This window comes from Erysipelothrix enhydrae (assembly GCF_035066605.1).
GTDB classification, from domain to species: Bacteria; Bacillota_I; Bacilli_A; order Erysipelotrichales; family Erysipelotrichaceae; genus Erysipelothrix; species Erysipelothrix amsterdamensis.
In genome coordinates this window covers 1,123,353-1,142,539 of sequence record NZ_CP125807.1, presented here as the reverse complement: position 1 = coordinate 1,142,539, position 19,187 = coordinate 1,123,353, and the positions used below count along the sequence as shown (strand labels likewise).

The following is a 19,187-nucleotide window of genomic DNA, read 5'->3' as shown; positions in this document are numbered from 1 at the left end:
GGAGGAATTGATTATGATGAAATTAGTTGTAGTTCGTCACGGTGAAAGTGAATGGAACGAAAAGAACCTCTTTACTGGATGGGCTGATGTAGAACTTTCAGAAAAAGGTGTAGAAGAAGCTAAACTTGGTGGACGTATGCTTAAAGAAGAAGGTTACGATTTTGATATCGTTTATACTTCATACTTAAAACGTGCAATCCATACTATGGACAATATTTTGAATGAAATGGAACGTACATGGTTACCAATCGTTAAAGATTGGAGACTTAACGAACGTCACTATGGTGCGTTACAAGGTTTAGATAAAGCTGAAACAGCTGCGAAATATGGTGAAGACCAAGTTCTTATTTGGAGACGTTCATTTGACGTTAAACCTCCAGAATTGGATCCTACTGACGAACGTGCTCCACGTAACATGGAAGCATACCGTAATATAGAAGATAAAGATATCTTACCATTACACGAATCATTAAAAGAAACAATTGAACGTGCTGTTCCTTATTTTGAAGAAACAATTAAACCTCAAATGTTAGATGGAAAACGTGTTCTTATTGTTGCTCATGGTAACTCATTACGTTCACTTGTTAAATATTTTGACAATATGACTGATGATGAAATTATGAAGGTAAACATCCCTACAGGTGTTCCTTTGGTTTATGAATTTGATAACGACTTTAATGTTGTAAACAAATACTACCTCGGTGACCAAGAAGCACTTAAAGCTAAAATGGAAGCAGTCGCAAACCAAGGAAAAGCTAAATAAATTTAAAAAACGAGTCTCACTCGTTTTTTTTCTTGTTGGTCTAAGTTATAAGGCTAGTTTATTAGCTTAGATTTTTGTACAATAGTTATAGACTTTGGAGGTAATTATGAAAAAAAATGATATAGGTGTTATTGGACTTGCAGTCATGGGGTCAAACCTAGCCCTTAATATGGCTGATCACGGTTATAATGTATCGATCTATAATCGTACATATGCTGTTGGTCAAAAAGTAATTCAAGAAAACCCACACGAAAATTTAAGTCTTTTCGAAAGCTTAGAAGATTTTGTGACTTCACTCGAAGCACCTCGTAAAATCATCCTTATGGTTAAAGCGGGACCTGCTGTCGATAAAGTAATTGAAAATTTAATTCCACTCATTAACAAGGGTGACATCATTATGGATGGTGGTAATTCTAATTTTAAAGATACCATTCGTCGTACTCAAGAAATTGAAGCACTTGGATTCCGTTATTTAGGTGTTGGTATTTCTGGTGGTGAAGAAGGTGCACGTTTTGGTCCTGCTATTATGCCAGGTGGAAGTAAAGACGCTTATGAATTTGTTTCAAATATATTAGAAGATGTTTCTGCTAAAGCTCAAGGCGAACCATGCTGTACTTATATTGGTGAAAACGGTGCAGGTCATTATGTTAAAATGGTCCATAATGGAATTGAATATGCAGATATGCAATTAATTGCGGAAAGTTATTCAATATTAAAACATGTTGGTGGTTTTTCGAATGAAGAACTTGAAGCAATCTTTACTGATTGGAATCACGGTGAACTTGATAGTTTCTTAATTGAAATTACAGCACAGATCTTTGGTGAATTGGATCCGGATACTGGTAAACATATGGTGGATGTCATTTTAGATACAGCTGCTCAAAAGGGAACAGGTAAATGGACTGCCGAAGAAGCATTAAATACCGGTACCGATGCTTCCTTACTTGCATCCGCAGTCTTTGCCCGCTTTATTTCAGCGAAAAAAGAAGAACGTGTTCAAGCACAAGATATTCTTGGATTTGAAGCACCTCATGTGCAAATAAATGACCGTGAAGCGTTTATTGAACAAGTTCGTCAAGCCTTGTATGCAAGTAAGATTATTGCCTATGCACAAGGTTTTGACTTGATGAAAAATGCTTCAGTAGAATACGGATGGGACTTAGACTTTGGCGCGATTGCGAAGGTATTCCGCGAAGGATGCATTATCCGTGCGAAATTCTTAAACCGTATTACAGATGCATATACATTAAATCCTGAGTTACAAAACTTAATGTTGGATGCATCTTTCAAAGAAAGTCTTCTCGACTACCAAGGCAGTTTACGTGATGTGTGTGGTCTCGCCATTCAATCCGGCATTAGTGTTCCAGCCTTTACAAATGCAATCAGTTATTTCGATGCTTACCGTAATGGCCGTTCAAATGCAAACCTAATTCAAGCACAACGTGACTTGTTTGGTGCCCATACTTTTGAACGTGTTGATAAACAAGGCAGTTTCCACCACGAATGGAATCCCAGTAATGAAGCCAAATAATCATATCGTCGCAATTTTCGGAGGTACAGGTGACCTAACCTACCGAAAATTGTTACCTGCATTCTATAACCTTCTTGAAACAAAGAGCCTACCTGATTCGTTTCATCTTGTTGTGATTGGACGACAAGATTTAACGACAGCGGCATACCATGATTTGGTAAAACCTTGGCTTCGAGAACAAGCGCGTTTTGATGTGAAAGAGGAAATCTTGGATGTCTTTCTAAATTACGTATCGTATTTTAAGATGACATTTACCGAAGATGAAGGGTATCCACGTCTTAAGACATACTTTGAGACACTTGATCCACAAGCACAAATTCTTTACTACTTCGCAGTTGCGCCTTCTTTCTTTGAGACCATTGCGACACAACTCGATCGCCATCAATTGGTTTCCAATTGTAAAGTCATTATTGAAAAACCCTTTGGGAATGATTTAAAATCCGCAATTGACATAAATAACACTTTAACGCATATCTTTGATGAAGATCGTATTTTCCGTATTGATCACTATGTGGCAAAAGAGATGGTTCAAAATATCTTTACCATCCGTTTTTCTAATATGATCTTTGCGGATAGTTGGAATGGTGCGTCCATCAATAATATACAAATTAGTGCCGCTGAAACGGTTGGGGTTGAAAATCGTGGTAATTATTACGATCATACAGGTGCATTAAAAGATATGTTTCAAAATCACTTGCTTCAATTATTATCCATCGTGCTCATGGATGAACCGCATGCATTTAATGCAGCGGACATTCATCATGAACAAGAAGCCATATTGGAAAGTCTGTATGTAGAAGATTACGAAAATGATATTGTTTATGGTCAATACCTTGAAAACAAAGATTCGAAGTCCTATACGGATGAAGATAAAGTTGAACGTGATTCCACTACAGAAACGTATGTTGCCTTAAAACTTGCCTCTACACTCCCTAAGTGGCATGATACCCCTATCTATATTCGTACGGGAAAACGAATGCATAAACGTTCGACGGAGATTATGATTGAATTTAATCAAAAAGACCATGAACAAGCCAATGTCCTAATCATTAAAGTTCAACCGGATGAAGGAGTCTATCTTCGTTTCAATATTAAAAAACCGGGACAAACCCACGATAGTCAAACGGTGTTTATGGATTTCTGTCAGAGCTGTAATTATGAGAACAGAGAAAATACACCGGAAGCATATGAACGGCTTCTTAAGGCTGCCATGGATTCCGATCGATCCCTTTTCGCTAGTTTTAAACAAGTCCATCTAAGTTGGAGTTTGGTTGAAACAATTCTAGAGCATAAAGGGAACCACAAACCTGAAGGCTACGATGCTTATTCATCCGGTCCGAAACGTGCCCATGATTTATTAGCACGTGATGGCAATGAATGGATTGAAGAACAGGTTATGGGTGAAACTTTTAAATACTAAACCTAAAAAAAACTTCTTAAATGACTAAGAAGTTTTTTTGTTTACATTCCTGTTCCTAAGTACTGAGATATGGCTGCCGATAAGCGTGGTATGATTTGATTCTTTCTTGAAACAACGTCTTGTAAGAAGGTACGTTCTTCACCGTCTTTATTGGGGAATGCATCCAAGACTGCTTCTTTTAAACTTCCTGAAGCAACAATAATGGATCCATTATCCTCAACACTGGTAAAAACGACAACCAATAGATCGAGGTGATGCTGTGCTACAAATTGTTCCATCACTTCTTCAAATGAATCTAAAATATCATCCAACTCATCAAAGTGGTAAATAACGAGTTGAGATACCATTACCTCTTTTTGAGAAATATAGAATTTCTTAATATCTTGGTTGATGATATCTTCATACGGTTTATTTTTTAATCCGGATGTTACTTCGTACATATCACGTGCAAATTCATTGCGATCTAGACCCGATCGATCTTGAAGAATGTTCGCAATTTCAAAATCTTTTGGCGTCGTCGTTGGTGATTTTAAATTTAACGTATCAGATACCAGTGCTGCGAGTAATAACGAAGCAATATCTTTGGGAATTTCGACACCCTGTTCCAAATACATTTTTGTAATGATTGATGCTGTTGATCCGATGATTTCATTTCTGAAATATATCGGTTTAACGGTGCGTAGGTCGCCAATACGGTGATGATCGATGATTTCAAGTATTTCTGCTTGTTGAATCCCATCCACGCTCTGTGAGGCTTCATTGTGATGCACAAGAATCATCTTTTTACTTGATGAGTTTAAAATATGGTATCGTGATACAAAACCATAAATTTTATTCTGATCATCCAATACAGGGTATGCTCGATAACGTGTTTTAAGCATACGCTTTCCAACATCATCCACAAACTCATTCCAATTAAATGTAATTAAATCCGTGGACATTACTTCACGAACACTTGGCGCAAACAGCAAATAACGCGAAGTATTCATGGTTCCATGTGTTGATCGAATAATTCCACAATCATGCAGTTTCGCAAGCGATAAGACCGATTCTTCGATTTCATCCGTCCATACCGTCACAATACAGGATGCACCTTTACGAATTGCAGTTAACTGTGACTCCGTATCATTCCCAATAATCACGAGGCGGTCTGTTAATTCGTAATTATCCAACTTTGTCTTAGATATCGCAATGATACTAGTTTTCCCATTAAAATGAAAGTACTTTGGTTCATAAATCAATTCACCATCAATTGCTTGCGCAATATTACAGATTGGTGTTTTCTTTAAGAGTGCGATTGAGTGTTTTGTATCACCCATCGCGATATGAGCTAGATTTGAACTAGTCACAATCCCAATCAGTTGATCCCGATCATCAACTACCGCAAGTGTCTGTCGCTTATCTGAGATAATTTCCATTGCTTCCTTAATGGAGGTATCCAGATGAATCTTTACCGCATCATCCATTTCAATCTCATCAAGTGTTGCACGTGCATCTTTGAGAAGTGTTGGTGTTTCAAAACCAAAGCGATCAAGAAGATAGCTGGTTTCATCACTCAGTTCACCCAAACGACAGGGTACTGCTGGAGCACCCAGAATGTTTTTAAGATGAGCATATGCAATTGACGATACAATTGAATCCGTATCTGGATGACGATGTCCACAAATATAGATTAAATCTTTTTCGTTTTTCATATTAATTCCCTTTCAATGATTAATATAAGTTTATCATATCTACTTAATATATAAAGATGACCCTGTGAAAAAGAACCACGATTAAACACTATTTATAGGTATAACTGACTAAATCTAATTCTATGTTGCGTTAATTATTCCGTTTCTCTTCCAAAACCAGCAATTCTGAAATCATCTTGCTTTTTTTATCTAAATAAAAAAACACGGATTTCTCAGTGTTTAGTCTTCATGAATCATATCGTAGCGATATGATGAATGTTTAATCATATTTGGATTTGGTTTACGTGTTCGGTGAATTTCTTTGTGCAAGTCACTGCGTTTAAAATTCGTATAGGCATCTTCATTTTCCCAAACAAATGACACATCCACACAATCATAACTGTGACATGACTCATTCAGCCCTACACGAATACTAACAAATCCTGGAAAATCTTTAACTACCGTACGATTATAAAAATTATCGGCAAAGTCACGACCTGTTCCTTTTTTCATTTCAAAATGTTTAACTTCTACATATTTCATTGTGATACCATCCTTTTTAAAATCGTAAGTTCTCTATGTATATTCTATTCAAACCTTATCGATGAATCAAGCATTCCATAAGTTAAATTGATGATAATATTCACAAAGTATCATTTATGAGAACGATTTGTTCTAAAAAATGGTACTCATGTCATAAAATAAAAAGCACAGGAAACCGTTTGTGATTTCCGTGCTTTTCTACACAAAGTTATTTTGTAAGTGGTGGTAAATCAAGTGCTTCTTCAATTGAATTGATAATATACTTCGCACCATGTTCTCGAAGTTCTTCAACACTTCGAAAACCCCATGACACCCCTACAGGTACCATCCCAGCATTCTTAGCTGTTTTCATATCCACATCACTATCACCCACGAAATAGATCGGTGAAGGATCTATGCTCATTGTTGATGCAATTGCGAGCGGATAGTATGGGTCTGGCTTATGTTTACCATCAAAGGTATCCCCAATTGTCGCAACAAATTGAATATCATCATAATAATGCTTCACAATACCATCTGTATATTCTTGTTTCTTATTTGTACAGATTGCAATCGGGATGTTGCGTTGATTCAATTCTTTTAAGGTATCACAGACCTTGTTATAGGGCACAGAAGCCTCTGTGTAGTGACGACTGTATTCTTCAAGGTATTCTTCTAGGATTACATCAAATGCTTCGTAATCACTCGGTAATGCCCGCTCAACGAGTTTCTTCATCCCATTCCCTACAAACTTTTTATACTGTGCGCGATCATAAGTGGGAAGATCGTGACGCAAAAGCACTGTATTTAAATTATTTCCTAAATCATCAATGGAATCTAATAACGTTCCATCCAAATCAAATATAAAAGCCATCTGTATCCAACTTTCTAAATAATATTTCTAAAAACTTGATTATCATGTTTTGGTTCATAACATGTTGTGATTGGACGTGACATCGCCCAATTGAAAAAGCGTGAATCATCATGCTTTGTTTTAATTGGAAAGAAACTAAGCGGTTGAAGTAAATCAAGTGCTTCACGCGCACCACGATCAAAATCTTCACCCATTGAAGGTTCGAGTGTAAACATTAAGATGTCAATCGGTGCATACACCGCAATCTCCTGAAGAATTTCATGGAAGCGATGCGTTTCAAAACGTGATTCTGCAGGCGTAAACGTATCCTTCCAATGCCAGTTGTTAAGCGACCCGGCATGTAAGATTTTTAAATCGCCTTCTTGAATGAGATAACAGACACCACCACCCGTACTTTCGTACGTACGTACTTTCGCAAAACCCAGATGAATTTCATCACCTGGTTCCATCATAAATACATTACGGTACGGTGAGACTAAAATATCCGATGACAGAATAACCGTCTTTCGATAACTGTAAATTGATTCATTATAGTGATTACGATGACGACTTGTTACGAAGAAGAATGTTTCTTTCTCACTGTATAAATACCGTGATGGCAACAGTCCCTCAACATAATCAAAAATATAAACTGCTTTTTCCGTTTCCACAACATAACCCGCATTATTAATATATTCTACATTAACCATCATAATGCCCCCCTTGTTTTTATTATAACACGAAAAAGAGTAGCATAATGCTACTCTAAGCTAACTGAGATTGTCCTGAATATAATGATGCATAACGGCCGCCTAATTTAATTAAATCATCATGACTTCCGCGTTCAATAATTTCACCATGTTCTAAAACAATAATCGCGTCCGCATTTCGAACTGTTGACAGACGGTGTGCAATCACAAAGGTTGTACGTCCTTCCATAATTGAATCCATCCCTTTTTCAACCATGCGTTCAGTACGGGTATCGATGGAGGATGTAGCCTCATCAAGGATAAGAATTTCAGGATTGGCTACCGCAGCACGTGCAATATTCAGTAATTGCATTTGTCCTTGCGATAAATCATCCCCATCTCCTCCAAGAACCGTTTGATAGCCATGTTTGAGTTGACGTATAAAATGATCCGCATTCGCAAGTTTTGCGGCTTCTATACACGCTTCATCGCTTACTTCAAGATTTCCATAACGAATGTTTTCCATAACGGTACCACTAAACAAGTGCGTATCTTGAAGGACCATCGCTATATGTTTTCGCAAACTGTAACGATTAATCGTATCGAGAGGTTTGTCATCAATTAAGATAGTTCCTGCATCAATATCGTAGAATCGAGAAATTAGGTTTGTGATGGTCGTTTTCCCTGCTCCAGTAGATCCTACGAAAGCAATTTTCTGTCCCGGCTTCGCCCAAAACGAAACATCTTTTAGGACTGGAACACTCGGATTATATCCGAATGTTACATTTTCAAAACGCACTGACCCTTCAACATCTTCAAGAATTAAGTCCGTTTCATTTTCAGATTCCAAACTCCAGTCTAAGAGTTCAAAGATTCGTTCAGCTGAAGCGATTGCAGACTGAAGTGTTGTGAATTGACTTGAAATTTCATTGATTGGTTTTCCTTGGGTCCGAGTCATATTTACATAAGCACCCAAGTCTCCAATACTTAATCCATGATTAATTGCAAGGTATCCCCCCACAATCCCAATAACCGCATAACTAATGGTATTCACATTCTGCATCAACGGATACATCATAATCGATGTAATCTGAGCACTTTGAGAATGCTTTCGATAGTCTTGATTTAAGACTTGGAAATCTTTCTCAGCTTCTGCTTCATGATTAAAAAGTTGCATTACCATTTGGCCTTCCATGGATTCTTCAATGTAACCATTGAGGGTTCCAAGGGAACGTTGTTGGCGTTTAGAATAAATGCGACTTCGTTTTACGATTGCATTTGCCATAATTGAAAGCAGTGGCAAGATCGGCAAGGTCACAAGGGAAAGCGTAGGACTCAGGATAAACATTACCACGATTGTTCCTAATAACGTGAAGATATTAATAACAATTGAAGCAGCAGCAGAGTTTAAGCCTTCCCCCACAAGATCGATATCGTTTGTAAAACGACTCATTAAATCCCCATGAGCATTTTGATCGTGATACTTAACATCCATCTTCAACACATGATCAAACATATCTTTTCGAATTGTTTCGACTGTACGTTGAGAGATTTTGACCATCATGCGGTTTGAGAAAAGCATCGCTAAAACTTCAAGCGCAAAGATTACGGCAAGAAAAATAAGTTTACTAAAGAGCTGTTGGAACATCAATTCTCGTGAAATCGATCCATTTAATCCGTTTTCAATAATTTTAATTAATGGAGAGATCGAATACGATCCATAAAGTCCACCCAGGGTTGAGACAATCGATGCGATGATTACCATAATCAGCAAGATCTTATTTTGTCCTAAATAGCCTAAGAGACGTTTCAGTGTTTTTTGTTGGTTTCGTGGTTTATGACCAATGACGACTTTACGTTCACTCATCTTATTCATCCCCCTTTCGTTGTTGGCTTTCATAGATTTCTTGGTAAACATTACAGGAATCAAGCAGCGTAGTGTGGGTTCCTTGCCCAACAATTTTACCTTCATCCATAACTAAAATCATATCACTGTCTGAAACAGAACTAATTTTTTGCGCAATGCTGATTACCGTAACATCTTCATAAAGACTTTGAACGGACTCTTTGACGCGTTGTTCTGTAGCAGCATCCAATGCACTAGTACTATCATCTAAAACAAGAATTTTAGGTTCCACAACCAGTGCTCGGGCAATACACATCCGTTGACGTTGACCACCCGATAAATTGGTACCACCTTGTTGGATCGGTGCTTTAAATCCCTCTTCTTGTTCCATGATAAAGTCATAGATCGAAGCAGCTTTCGTAGCACGAATAAGATCTTCTTGACTTGCATTTGGATTTCCAAGTTTCAGGTTCGACTCAATGGTTCCAGTAAAAAGCACATTTTTTTGGGGAACAAATCCAAACTGACTGCGTAACGATTTCAAATCAAGCGTACGGATGTCTTTTCCATCAAGGTAAATTGTTCCTTCAGTAACATCAATTAAACGTACCATCAGATTAATCAAAGTCGATTTACCGGAACCTGTAGAACCGATAATCCCAACATGTTCACCGGGTTTAATAGCAAAATTAATGTTTGTGAGAATATCATTTGCATCCTCATAATAACGGAATGAGACATTATCAAAATGAATATCACCTCGTGGATTTTCAGGAAGCGTATCCAGTATTGTTGCATTGGTAATATCTGGTTCAGTTTCCAACACTTCTTTCAAACGAATGACGGATGCTTTCGATCGCGAAATCATCATTAAAACGTTTGTGATCATCATCATCGAGAACATCGTGAAACGAAGATAGTTTATAAAGACGAGTAAATCTCCAATATTGATTAAATGTTGATCGACAATAAGGAAACTTGAAATCCATACGATAAACAGTGTCGCAAAATGAATTGCACCCATTAATGCTGGATTCATGACCACCATTAAATTCATGGCACTGACGGAAGCATCAAACAACTCACCGTTTTCGTCTTGAAATTTGTGGGATTCTTCATCCTCACGGACAAAAGATTTAATAACTCGAATGTTCATGAGGGATTCTTGAACCTTTCGGTTCATCTTATCCACTTTATCTTGCAACTTAACAAATCGTGGAAATCCTTCTTTAATAACATAAAGCAAGACCAGTGATAACACCACAACCGCTCCCAACATTACGATGGACAGATCGGGACTAATCATATAGGTCATGACAACTGTACTGATTAGAAATACTGGTGCACGCACTAATAAACGTAAGCACATCATTATGGTTCGTTGTAGAAAGTTAATATCATTTGTCAAACGGGTTACTAAAGAAGCCGTTTGAAATTGAGACATATTCTTTAATGAAAATGTTTGCACACGCTTAAAGATGTCTCGACGTAAATTTAAGGCGAAATTGTTGGATGCTTGGGATGGGAAAACCAAACCGAGCATCGCAATGACTGCCCCGAGCAAGGCAAGCCCAACCATTTTCAGACCAACATTAAGGATTACCGTAAAATCTTGATTCGCAATCCCTACATCGATAATTTGGGCCATCAATTGAATTTGATACAATTCGATGAAGGCGACACTACCGACAAAAATTATTCCCAATAATGCGATTGGGATCTCAGGTTTAAAATATTTAAAGAACGTTTTCATTTGTCTCTCTTGCCTCCAATCCTTTAATCATTTCTGTAAGTAATTCTTCTAACTGAAGTTGTTGTTCCGGACTTAAGTTCAGGAACATTGAATTGTTTATGGAATCAAAATTTTTCTTCAACTCAACAATCGTTGCTTCCCCTTTTTCAGTCAGGTATAGCTGACGACAACGTTTATCATCTTCCGGTATTTCCCGGCGAATAAAATCACCTTGTTCAAGACGTTTAAGAGCCACAGATACTGTTTCCTTTGTAACCACAAGTGTTTCTGCTAACTCTCTTTGTGTTAAACCAGGATTTCGATACAGCTCAAACAGAAAACGTGGTTGTCCTATATAGAGCCCTAAAGTATCTAAATAGGTTTGGACAACACTTCGATGTTTTCGTTCTAAGGCGCGATAAAGTTGTGATAAGACGGATTCCATAGACTTCTCCTTTAGTTAAACGACTAACTAATTATATCAAAAAAGAAAAAGACACTGTGATAAATAAATGAAAGCCGTCCTGAGACGGCTTCCTTAGTGTCTTTAGCCAATGAAGATCGGCCATAAAAGTCCATAGATTAATCCTAATACTAGGAGTAGTGCTGGTAAGAGTGTCACGATTGCGGCAATAATCATCGCCGTCGTATCATTTTTCTCAAACTCAACATCTTTAAACTTTTCTTGAATTTCTTCTTCAGTTAGTAGTTTTCTTTTTTTTCGTTTATTCAACATAATTATTTCTTTAAATTACATGCAACGTAGTGGTTTTCACCAACACAATGCCAATCAACATCCGCAATTGCGTTTGTCTTAAAGTTATAGAAGTCATAAACATCATTTTCTGAAGAATAGAGATGCGCTTCAACTTCTTTACGATCTTTACGTCCGCTGATATCCGTTTTTAAGAATGCGTTTAATAAGCGTTTCGTATAGGGATGCTTCGCATCTGTAAAGATTGCTTTGATTGGTGCCGCTTCAACAATCTTACCACCGTACATAACAATTACATCATCTGCCATTTGGCTGATAACACCAAGGTCATGAGTGATAAAAAGAATTGATGTGTTGTAATCTGTTTTGAGATCGTTCATTAATTTTAGAATCTCTGCTTGAATAATAACATCAAGTGCCGTTGTAGGCTCATCAGCAATTAAAAGCTTAGGATTACATGCAAGCGCCATCGCGATCATAACACGTTGACTCATCCCACCTGATAATTGGTGAGGATAGTTTTGTAGAACTTTCTCTGGACGAGGAATTTTAACGGATGCAAGCATTTCAAGTGCACGTTGACTTGCTTCTTGTTTTGTCATACCTTGGTGAAGCATTAATACTTCACTAATTTGACGTTCAACTGTAAACACTGGGTTTAAACTTGTCATTGGTTCTTGGAAAATCATAGAAATATCATTTCCACGAACTTTACGTAATTGTTCTTCAGTATAATCCGATAGAACTTCACCGTTGAAGATAATCTCACCTTCATAGATACGTTGGTTTGATTCAAACAATTGTAAAATAGACATTGCTGTCTGACTTTTCCCACTTCCTGATTCACCAACAATACCCAATGTGCGTCCTTCATCTACAGAGAAAGAAACACCATTAACCGCTTTTACCAAGCCGCGTTTTGTATCAAAGTAGGTATGTAGGTTTTTAATTTCTAATAAAGCCATGCTTACATACCTCCTTTCTTGTTCTTTGCTTCGGCATTAAGCAGACGACATGCTACAAAGTGATCTGGTGCCACTTCATACCAATCTTTATCAGCTTCACCGGTTTCTTCAAATGTGAAATCGAAGATGCCATTTGGAACAACTTTAAGAAGTTCCGCAATCTCTGCTTCATCTTTTTCCATTCGAGGAATCGCTGCAAGCAATTGTTTGGTATATGGATGTTGCGGATTACTGAAGATTTCTTCAGCAGGTGCAAGTTCAACCAAGTTACCAAAATACATAACACCAATACGGTCACTAATATAACGTACCACACCCAAGTCATGGGTAATGAATAGGTATGTTAAGTTGTGCTCATCTTTAAGATCTTGAAGTAAGTTAATAACTTGAGACTGGATGGATACATCCAATGCACTAACAGCTTCATCACAAACGATAAACTTAGGACGAAGCGCTAATGCACGAGCAATCCCAATACGTTGACGTTGTCCACCTGAAAATTGGTGAGGATAACGGTGTATAAATTCTTTCTGAAGTCCACATTTTTCCATTATATCAATAATGTATTCATTGTATTCGTCACTGTTTGCATCCTTGAAGAGTTTATGAGCAATCAGCCCTTCTCCAATGATGTTTCCTACGGTAAAACGAGGATCAAGTGATGAATATGGATCTTGGAAAATAATTTGTAAATCCTTACGTAAGAAACGCATCTCTTGTTTGTTTAATGATGATAAATCGATACCATCATCAAGTAAAGATTCATATTCTTCAAAATTATCATGTGATGATAATTTTGCCTTCATTTCGTTAATAACCACATTAACGTCATCAAGCTCTTTTTGAGCTGCTGCTAATTTTTCTTTTAAACTTGATACATTACCGTTTGCTTTTTTATCATGCATGGTATTGCGTAATGTTTCCATTTCAAGTTCTTTATGTAACTTCGCAACTGCACTCCCTTTTTGATATTTTGAAAGAAGCAATTTACTTACTTCGTTCAGATTATCATGAACAAGAAGTCCACCTGCAAGACGGAAAATATTTCCGTATGTTGTCTCATATGCAATCTTTAAAAGACGCAAAGATTCATTGAGTTCAATAAATTCTTCACCTGATGTTCCTTCAATTTTTGATTCAAGGTCTTTAATCGCTTTGTATTCTGCATCATGTTTACCAAAAACTTTTGGTATTGATTTATATACTCCGCGTACGTACTCAGGCATCATTTCTTCAATTGTTTCACCATAATAAAGTGATACACCACCTGTTTGATCGTACAATTGAATTAATGTACGACCAAACGTGGATTTACCACAACCGGATTCTCCAACAAGTCCTAATGTTTCACCTTCAAAAATTTCAATTGAGATATCTTTGTTGGCTTTTACATATTCTTGTTTACGTTGGAAAACACTGGATTTTTTAATTGGGAAATATTTTTGTAAGTGTTCAACCTTTATGAGAACGCGATTATCTTTATTTTCCATTATATAATCCCATCCTTACTTTGTAATTTTCTGTATTTTTCATTTTATCTACCATCCCCTACTTCTGGTTCGACTTCGGATCCATTGCATCGCGAAGTGCATCTCCCATTAAGTTAACAGACAAGGCTGTAAGCATAACGCAGAGTGCTGGTAGAAGCCATTGCCACCAGTAATTTTCAATAACTGTTGTATTTGCAACACCATTGAGCATATTACCCCATGATGGTGAAGGTGGCTTAACACCAAATCCTAAATATGACAATCCAGCTTCTGTAAGTAAGCTTGATGCATATCCAAGTGTCATATTAACAATAATAAAGTTAAATACACTTGGTAAGATATGGCGAATAATAATTGTTTTTTCTTTCAGGCCTAATGCACGTGCAGCAAGAACGAAATCTTTCTCACGTTCAGCTAAGATTTGTCCACGTACAAGACGTGCAACACCCGGCCAAGAGATAACCCCTAAAATAACCATAATCATCGCAAGACGTTGCGATTGTGTTGTTGAGGAAGGTAATAAAGCCGATAAGGTAATTGCAAGCGGTAAGAATGGGAAAGCACTAATAACTTCAGCAATACGCATGAGTAAGTTATCAACCCAACCACCGTAGAATCCAGCAATTAAACCAACAAGCACACCGATGAGGGTAGAAATAATCATTGAAATCGCACCAACTGTTAATGAGATACGACCACCATAAAGCAAGCGTTCTCCAATTGAGCGTCCCATGTCATCCGTTCCCAAGATAAAACCTTTGTTACCCCAACCATTAATTTGATTATCTTCGCTCACAGCAAATGATTGGAAATGATCCGAGAAAATTTGTTTGTTTTTAACGTTTGTTACTGATGATGGAACATCCGTTAAATTAAATTTACCTTCACCCCAAGCATAAACACTTCCAGATTCTGTAAGTGCGTTAAATGATGACAAGGTTGATGCAATTTGCACTACTTTACCATCAAGTTCTGGAATACTTTGATATTTACCGTGTGCTCCCCATGTATGAACATTACCATCAGCATCTAAAGCCATTGCTGAAGTCTTAGTAAGTTCTACTTGAGTAACTTTTACAGAACCATCTGTTAATTCTGTCGGAATGGCACCTACTTCAGTACCACCTTGACCAAATGCTGTCAATGAACCGTCATCAAGTAAAGCGATAATGTTAAATTGTCCAATTGCGATGTCTTTAACACGACCTTGGATGCTTTTCGGAATATTATCGAGGTTGTTTTCAAGAACACTACCCCATGTATAGATTTTTCCTGTATCTGTAACAATCGCAGTAAAACGTTTTCCTGCTGCTACTTTAACAATGTTGTCACTACCAAGTTCTTCCATGACATCAAATGGTAGTTCTGTTTGAGAGAATGTATTTTCACCTACACCAATAAATTGATTGTTTTCGGTGACTGCAACAACAAATTTATCTCCCGACGCAAGTGACTTAATTTTACTATTCTTAGTTTTTTCAACGATTTGATCCACTTTAAATTTCTTATCAGGGCGTTGTCCCCAGAAATGTACTTTTCCTGCATCATCTAATGCAACAGAGTATGAAGTACCACTGCTTATTGTATCAATGTTTTTGCCTTGTATTTCCTTGGGAATATTTAAATATTTTGTCCCAGGCGCTAAGTTATTTAATACTGTTTCATGATCATATGAATTATACGGTCTAAATGTTGTGGTACCAAATACAACTACAAATATTAATATGAATGCTACAAGTCCTGTAACACCTAATTTATTTTCAAAAAAGTTTCTCGCAATTTGTTTTGATGGGCTAATTACCACATCATCAGCGATTAAATCTTCAAGTTCTTCGCGTCTTTGCCCACCGCTCTTAAACAGATTAGCAAACATCGATTTGATACTTGACCAAAGTGAATTTTTCTTATTGTTGTCCATATCAAAACCCCTAATCTAATTTAACACGAGGGTCAACCATCGCGTATCCAATATCCATAACAATGTTTGAAACGAGTGATAAGATTGCATAGAACATGTTCATCGCTAATACAAGCATGAGATCGCGACTACCAACTCCTTGAATCAAGACGTTTCCAATCCCGTTCCACGAGAAGATCTGTTCAGTAATTGCGGCACCCCCAAAAATACCAGCAATCGAACCTGCAAGAACCGTTACAACAGGAATTAAAGCATTTCTAAACGCATGCGAATAGACAATGACTTTTCCTGATAACCCTTTAGCACGTGCAGTACGAATATAATCACTGTTTAACACTTCAATCATTGCATTTCGGACATATCGAATTGTCGATGCAAATGAACCAATAGTTAATGTGATAATTGGTAAGGCTGCATAACGGAACCATTGACCCACATATGCAATCCCTGTAGTTCCAGCAAGTGGCATACCACCTGTAGGGAAGATACTTAATTTAATTGCAAAGAAGTAAATTAACAAGATCGAGATTAACAATGTTGGCATTGACATTCCGACAAGTGAAAAGACTTGCCAAAACTTATCAAATTTTCCGCCACGATTCACGGCTGATTTAATACCTACAATAATTGAGATAACAAACGCAATTGTTGTAGAAATTATATTAAGAAATACTGTATTTTTTAGTGGTGTTGCAATAACCTCTTTTACGGGTTTGTTTTTAGATGTTGAAATCCCTAAATCACCCGAAAGTGTGTTTTTTACCCAGCGAACATATTGTTCTGGGAGTGGCTTGTTATGACCGATGCGCTCTGCAGCTTCATCATAAGCCCTTTGGTATTGTACTGGATCTTTAATCGCTGGGTTTATCATTCCTATTACGGGATCGCCAGGCATCATTTTCACTAATGAAAATAGCATGATTGAAATGATGATCGCAACAGGAATCAACGACATAATCCGTTTTATCATATACTTAAACATCGTTTTTCTCCTTTTAACACGACTATAAGAAGTGCCGATTGACACTTCTTATAGTACTTACATTCAATTATAACTCAAATTATCCTTCGATTGAGATATATTCTATAGTTTTTGACCAGTCCATCTCTGGTGTTACTTTTTCTAAACCTTTAACACGGTTTGACGCGATATCATGGTATAGATTTGAGTAGAGAGGGATTTGGAACAAGAGATCATTCCAAAGTTGGAAGTATTCTACAACTGCTTCTGAATAAGCTTCACGGTTTCCTGGTTCAATACGACGTACCTTTTCAATAGCTGCATCAAGTTCTGGATCCGAAATATCACTCCAGTTTAAACCTGTACCAACATATTTTGAATGGTTTTGCCATGGATCGTATAGTGATGTGAATGATGTTGCAAGGTTAAATGCATTAAAGTCATTCTCTTCACGTCCTTGCATGTATGCACCTAATGTAGCAAATTCTCCTTGCTCAATGTAGTATTCCATACCAGCTTTTTCAGCTGCAGGAACTAATTGAGAAACAATTAAATCTGTTACTGAGTTCTTTTCAGAACCAAAGTGTTTAACAACAAGTTTATTTCCATCTGCATCGTAACGAGCATAATCTTTACTTGCTTTACTTGCATCAAATGGTGTTACACCATCTTTTTCGAATTTGTAGATTGATTGATCTAGTAATTCGTTTGCTTTAGTAATGTTGTAAGTATAGTCAATCAGTGAACTTTCAATCTTGTCCTTGTTATCTTTATAGAACCATTGTGATAGTCCAAATGGTCCGTTAACTATAGAACCGTATCCACCAGCAATTTTTTGAACAAATTCGTTACGGTTTAACATGTAACCAATTGATTGACGTACTTCTTTATATTGAGTAGGTCCTTTGTTTGCTTTTAATGTGATGTTACCAAATCCATTACGTGGATAGTTAACTGTTTGTAATTCAAGTTCTTTTGCTTTATTGATGTATTCACCCTCGATGTTACCTGGTGATAAATCAACTTCACCTTTTTCGATCGCTTGTACTGTAACGTTTGAGTCAACTTGACGGATTACAACTTTTTCAACTTCAGGTTTTTGACCTTCGTAGTTTCCTGCATATTGATCATTTTTAACAAGAATTGTTGTACCATTTTCATAGCTTTCTAACTTATACGCCCCGACTACTATAGTTGGTTTGTATCGTTCAGTTGTTGAAACATATTCAACAGCTGCTTGAATTTCTTCAGGTGTGTTGTCGAATGCATTTCCTTCAGCATTTAATTTAGCATCCTTAAACCAAACATGCATTGGTTCAGGTGAGATATCAGCTTTACTTGCTTCAAAGTAGTAAGGCAAGTTTGCTTTATCAATTGTTAATGAGAATGTGTTGTCATCGATTAATTTAACGCCTTCGAAAACTTTTGATTCCCCTGTACTGTATGCGTTGTAACCTAAAAGTTCGTCTCCGGTACTTTCCATTGATGCAACTTTCATCCAAGCTGGATGTGTACGGAACAACATAGCCATAACGTAGTCTTTAGCTGTGATTTCTGTTCCATCAGAGTATTTGTTGCCACCTTTGATTTTGAAGGTATACGTTTTATTTCCTTCGCTGTCTGCTTTTACTTCGTGACTTTCTACGAAGTTAGGATTTGGCTTGATCTCTGAAGTATCGCGATCGATATAGAAAACGCTTGCACCAACGTGCATTAAGTTAGTTGCCCATCGGTCATAGGCATTTGATCCGAACCCTTCCACAAAGTCACCATTTTGTGAAGCAGGGGCAGCAACCGTTAATGTACTGGATGAACCTTGTGATGCACAACCAGTAAGAACCAATAACGCTGCAACGAATGCAATCATTAATTTTTTCATGGTAATTCTCCTCCTTTTGTTGTCAAACATTGATACAGATAAGTGATACTGTATGAATGTATTATATAGGATACAGAAAATTTGTCAATTGGTTTTTCAGTATATTATCAATTTTATGAAAATAAATCATAAAATCTATGAAACAATTTTCATTTAGCGTATTTAGGCAAATAAACCACTAATCAGTGGGTTTATGAATGTAGATTCTGTGGAAGATGAAAATATCACAT

The 19,187-nt window shown here is 37.0% G+C and carries 16 protein-coding genes; 3 read left to right on the top strand and 13 right to left on the bottom strand.

Going from position 1 to position 19,187, the window contains the following annotated elements:
* Positions 1-13: 13 nt before the first annotated feature.
* The 3 genes from gpmA to zwf all read left to right on the top strand — a co-directional run bounded on the left by gpmA (position 14) and on the right by zwf (position 3,714).
* Positions 14-763: a 2,3-diphosphoglycerate-dependent phosphoglycerate mutase gene (gpmA, locus tag LLS04_RS05660; RefSeq protein ID WP_323610719.1), complete on the top strand. Its 750-nt coding sequence runs from the start codon at positions 14-16 to the stop codon at positions 761-763.
* A gap of 106 nt (positions 764-869) precedes the next feature.
* Positions 870-2,294 carry an NADP-dependent phosphogluconate dehydrogenase gene (gndA, locus tag LLS04_RS05655; protein WP_323610718.1) on the top strand — a complete coding sequence of 475 codons (1,425 nt, stop codon included), beginning with the start codon at positions 870-872 and terminating at the stop codon, positions 2,292-2,294.
* A complete protein-coding gene (gene zwf / locus LLS04_RS05650) occupies positions 2,281-3,714 on the top strand; it encodes a glucose-6-phosphate dehydrogenase (RefSeq protein WP_323610716.1) in 1,434 nt (477 codons plus the stop codon). Before gndA ends, zwf begins: the two co-directional genes overlap by 14 nt.
* A gap of 41 nt (positions 3,715-3,755) precedes the next feature.
* Here zwf and LLS04_RS05645 read toward each other — a convergent pair whose 3' ends face one another.
* The 13 genes from LLS04_RS05645 to LLS04_RS05585 all read right to left on the bottom strand — a co-directional run bounded on the left by LLS04_RS05645 (position 3,756) and on the right by LLS04_RS05585 (position 18,957).
* On the bottom strand, positions 3,756-5,408 hold the full coding sequence (locus LLS04_RS05645) for a putative manganese-dependent inorganic diphosphatase (protein WP_323610715.1): 1,653 nt from the start codon (positions 5,406-5,408) through the stop codon (positions 3,756-3,758).
* Positions 5,409-5,627: 219 nt separating this feature from the next.
* Complete coding sequence (locus tag LLS04_RS05640) at positions 5,628-5,930, bottom strand: antibiotic biosynthesis monooxygenase family protein (protein WP_323610714.1); 303 nt, start codon at positions 5,928-5,930, stop codon at positions 5,628-5,630.
* 208 nt (positions 5,931-6,138) lie between these two features.
* On the bottom strand, positions 6,139-6,783 hold the full coding sequence (locus LLS04_RS05635) for an HAD family hydrolase (protein ID WP_323610713.1): 645 nt from the start codon (positions 6,781-6,783) through the stop codon (positions 6,139-6,141).
* A 14-nt stretch (positions 6,784-6,797) separates the two neighbouring features.
* Positions 6,798-7,475, bottom strand: a complete 678-nt coding sequence (locus LLS04_RS05630) for a metal-dependent hydrolase (RefSeq protein WP_323610710.1) — start codon at positions 7,473-7,475, stop codon at positions 6,798-6,800.
* A gap of 52 nt (positions 7,476-7,527) precedes the next feature.
* Positions 7,528-9,318 (bottom strand): ABC transporter ATP-binding protein, encoded by a 1,791-nt coding sequence (locus tag LLS04_RS05625; protein ID WP_323610708.1) that lies wholly within the window; start codon positions 9,316-9,318, stop codon positions 7,528-7,530.
* Position 9,319: 1 nt separating this feature from the next.
* Entirely contained in the window at positions 9,320-11,050 is a 1,731-nt protein-coding gene (locus LLS04_RS05620) for an ABC transporter ATP-binding protein (protein ID WP_323610707.1), read from the bottom strand.
* Positions 11,034-11,474, bottom strand: coding sequence for a MarR family winged helix-turn-helix transcriptional regulator (locus LLS04_RS05615; RefSeq protein ID WP_003773030.1), 441 nt, complete (start codon positions 11,472-11,474; stop codon positions 11,034-11,036). Before LLS04_RS05615 ends, LLS04_RS05620 begins: the two co-directional genes overlap by 17 nt.
* A gap of 102 nt (positions 11,475-11,576) precedes the next feature.
* Positions 11,577-11,765, bottom strand: coding sequence for a hypothetical protein (locus LLS04_RS05610; protein ID WP_323610705.1), 189 nt, complete (start codon positions 11,763-11,765; stop codon positions 11,577-11,579).
* A 2-nt stretch (positions 11,766-11,767) separates the two neighbouring features.
* Complete coding sequence (locus LLS04_RS05605) at positions 11,768-12,709, bottom strand: ABC transporter ATP-binding protein (RefSeq protein WP_323610704.1); 942 nt, start codon at positions 12,707-12,709, stop codon at positions 11,768-11,770.
* 2 nt (positions 12,710-12,711) lie between these two features.
* Positions 12,712-14,199, bottom strand: a complete 1,488-nt coding sequence (locus LLS04_RS05600; RefSeq protein ID WP_301332393.1) for an oligopeptide/dipeptide ABC transporter ATP-binding protein — start codon at positions 14,197-14,199, stop codon at positions 12,712-12,714.
* A 58-nt stretch (positions 14,200-14,257) separates the two neighbouring features.
* On the bottom strand, positions 14,258-16,117 hold the full coding sequence (locus LLS04_RS05595; protein ID WP_323610703.1) for an ABC transporter permease subunit: 1,860 nt from the start codon (positions 16,115-16,117) through the stop codon (positions 14,258-14,260).
* 10 nt (positions 16,118-16,127) lie between these two features.
* Positions 16,128-17,099 (bottom strand): ABC transporter permease, encoded by a 972-nt coding sequence (locus LLS04_RS05590; protein ID WP_323610702.1) that lies wholly within the window; start codon positions 17,097-17,099, stop codon positions 16,128-16,130.
* Between the two features lie 79 nt (positions 17,100-17,178).
* Positions 17,179-18,957, bottom strand: a complete 1,779-nt coding sequence (locus LLS04_RS05585) for an ABC transporter substrate-binding protein (protein ID WP_323610699.1) — start codon at positions 18,955-18,957, stop codon at positions 17,179-17,181.
* Positions 18,958-19,187: the final 230 nt, after the last annotated feature.

Excerpts from the sequence above, each read along its gene's own strand:
- LLS04_RS05615 (WP_003773030.1), bottom strand. The coding sequence starts at position 11,474 with ATGGAATCCGTCTTATCACAACTTTATCGCGCCTTAGAACGAAAACAT.
- LLS04_RS05635 (WP_323610713.1), bottom strand. The coding sequence starts at position 6,783 with ATGGCTTTTATATTTGATTTGGATGGAACGTTATTAGATTCCATTGAT.
- LLS04_RS05595 (WP_323610703.1), bottom strand. The coding sequence starts at position 16,117 with ATGGACAACAATAAGAAAAATTCACTTTGGTCAAGTATCAAATCGATG.
- LLS04_RS05640 (WP_323610714.1), bottom strand. The coding sequence starts at position 5,930 with ATGAAATATGTAGAAGTTAAACATTTTGAAATGAAAAAAGGAACAGGT.
- gpmA (WP_323610719.1), top strand. The coding sequence starts at position 14 with ATGATGAAATTAGTTGTAGTTCGTCACGGTGAAAGTGAATGGAACGAA.
- LLS04_RS05620 (WP_323610707.1), bottom strand. The coding sequence starts at position 11,050 with ATGAAAACGTTCTTTAAATATTTTAAACCTGAGATCCCAATCGCATTA.
- LLS04_RS05600 (WP_301332393.1), bottom strand. The coding sequence starts at position 14,199 with ATGGAAAATAAAGATAATCGCGTTCTCATAAAGGTTGAACACTTACAA.
- LLS04_RS05585 (WP_323610699.1), bottom strand. The coding sequence starts at position 18,957 with ATGAAAAAATTAATGATTGCATTCGTTGCAGCGTTATTGGTTCTTACT.
- LLS04_RS05645 (WP_323610715.1), bottom strand. The coding sequence starts at position 5,408 with ATGAAAAACGAAAAAGATTTAATCTATATTTGTGGACATCGTCATCCA.
- LLS04_RS05605 (WP_323610704.1), bottom strand. The coding sequence starts at position 12,709 with ATGGCTTTATTAGAAATTAAAAACCTACATACCTACTTTGATACAAAA.
- LLS04_RS05590 (WP_323610702.1), bottom strand. The coding sequence starts at position 17,099 with ATGTTTAAGTATATGATAAAACGGATTATGTCGTTGATTCCTGTTGCG.
- zwf (WP_323610716.1), top strand. The coding sequence starts at position 2,281 with ATGAAGCCAAATAATCATATCGTCGCAATTTTCGGAGGTACAGGTGAC.
- LLS04_RS05630 (WP_323610710.1), bottom strand. The coding sequence starts at position 7,475 with ATGATGGTTAATGTAGAATATATTAATAATGCGGGTTATGTTGTGGAA.
- LLS04_RS05610 (WP_323610705.1), bottom strand. The coding sequence starts at position 11,765 with ATGTTGAATAAACGAAAAAAAAGAAAACTACTAACTGAAGAAGAAATT.
- gndA (WP_323610718.1), top strand. The coding sequence starts at position 870 with ATGAAAAAAAATGATATAGGTGTTATTGGACTTGCAGTCATGGGGTCA.
- LLS04_RS05625 (WP_323610708.1), bottom strand. The coding sequence starts at position 9,318 with ATGAGTGAACGTAAAGTCGTCATTGGTCATAAACCACGAAACCAACAA.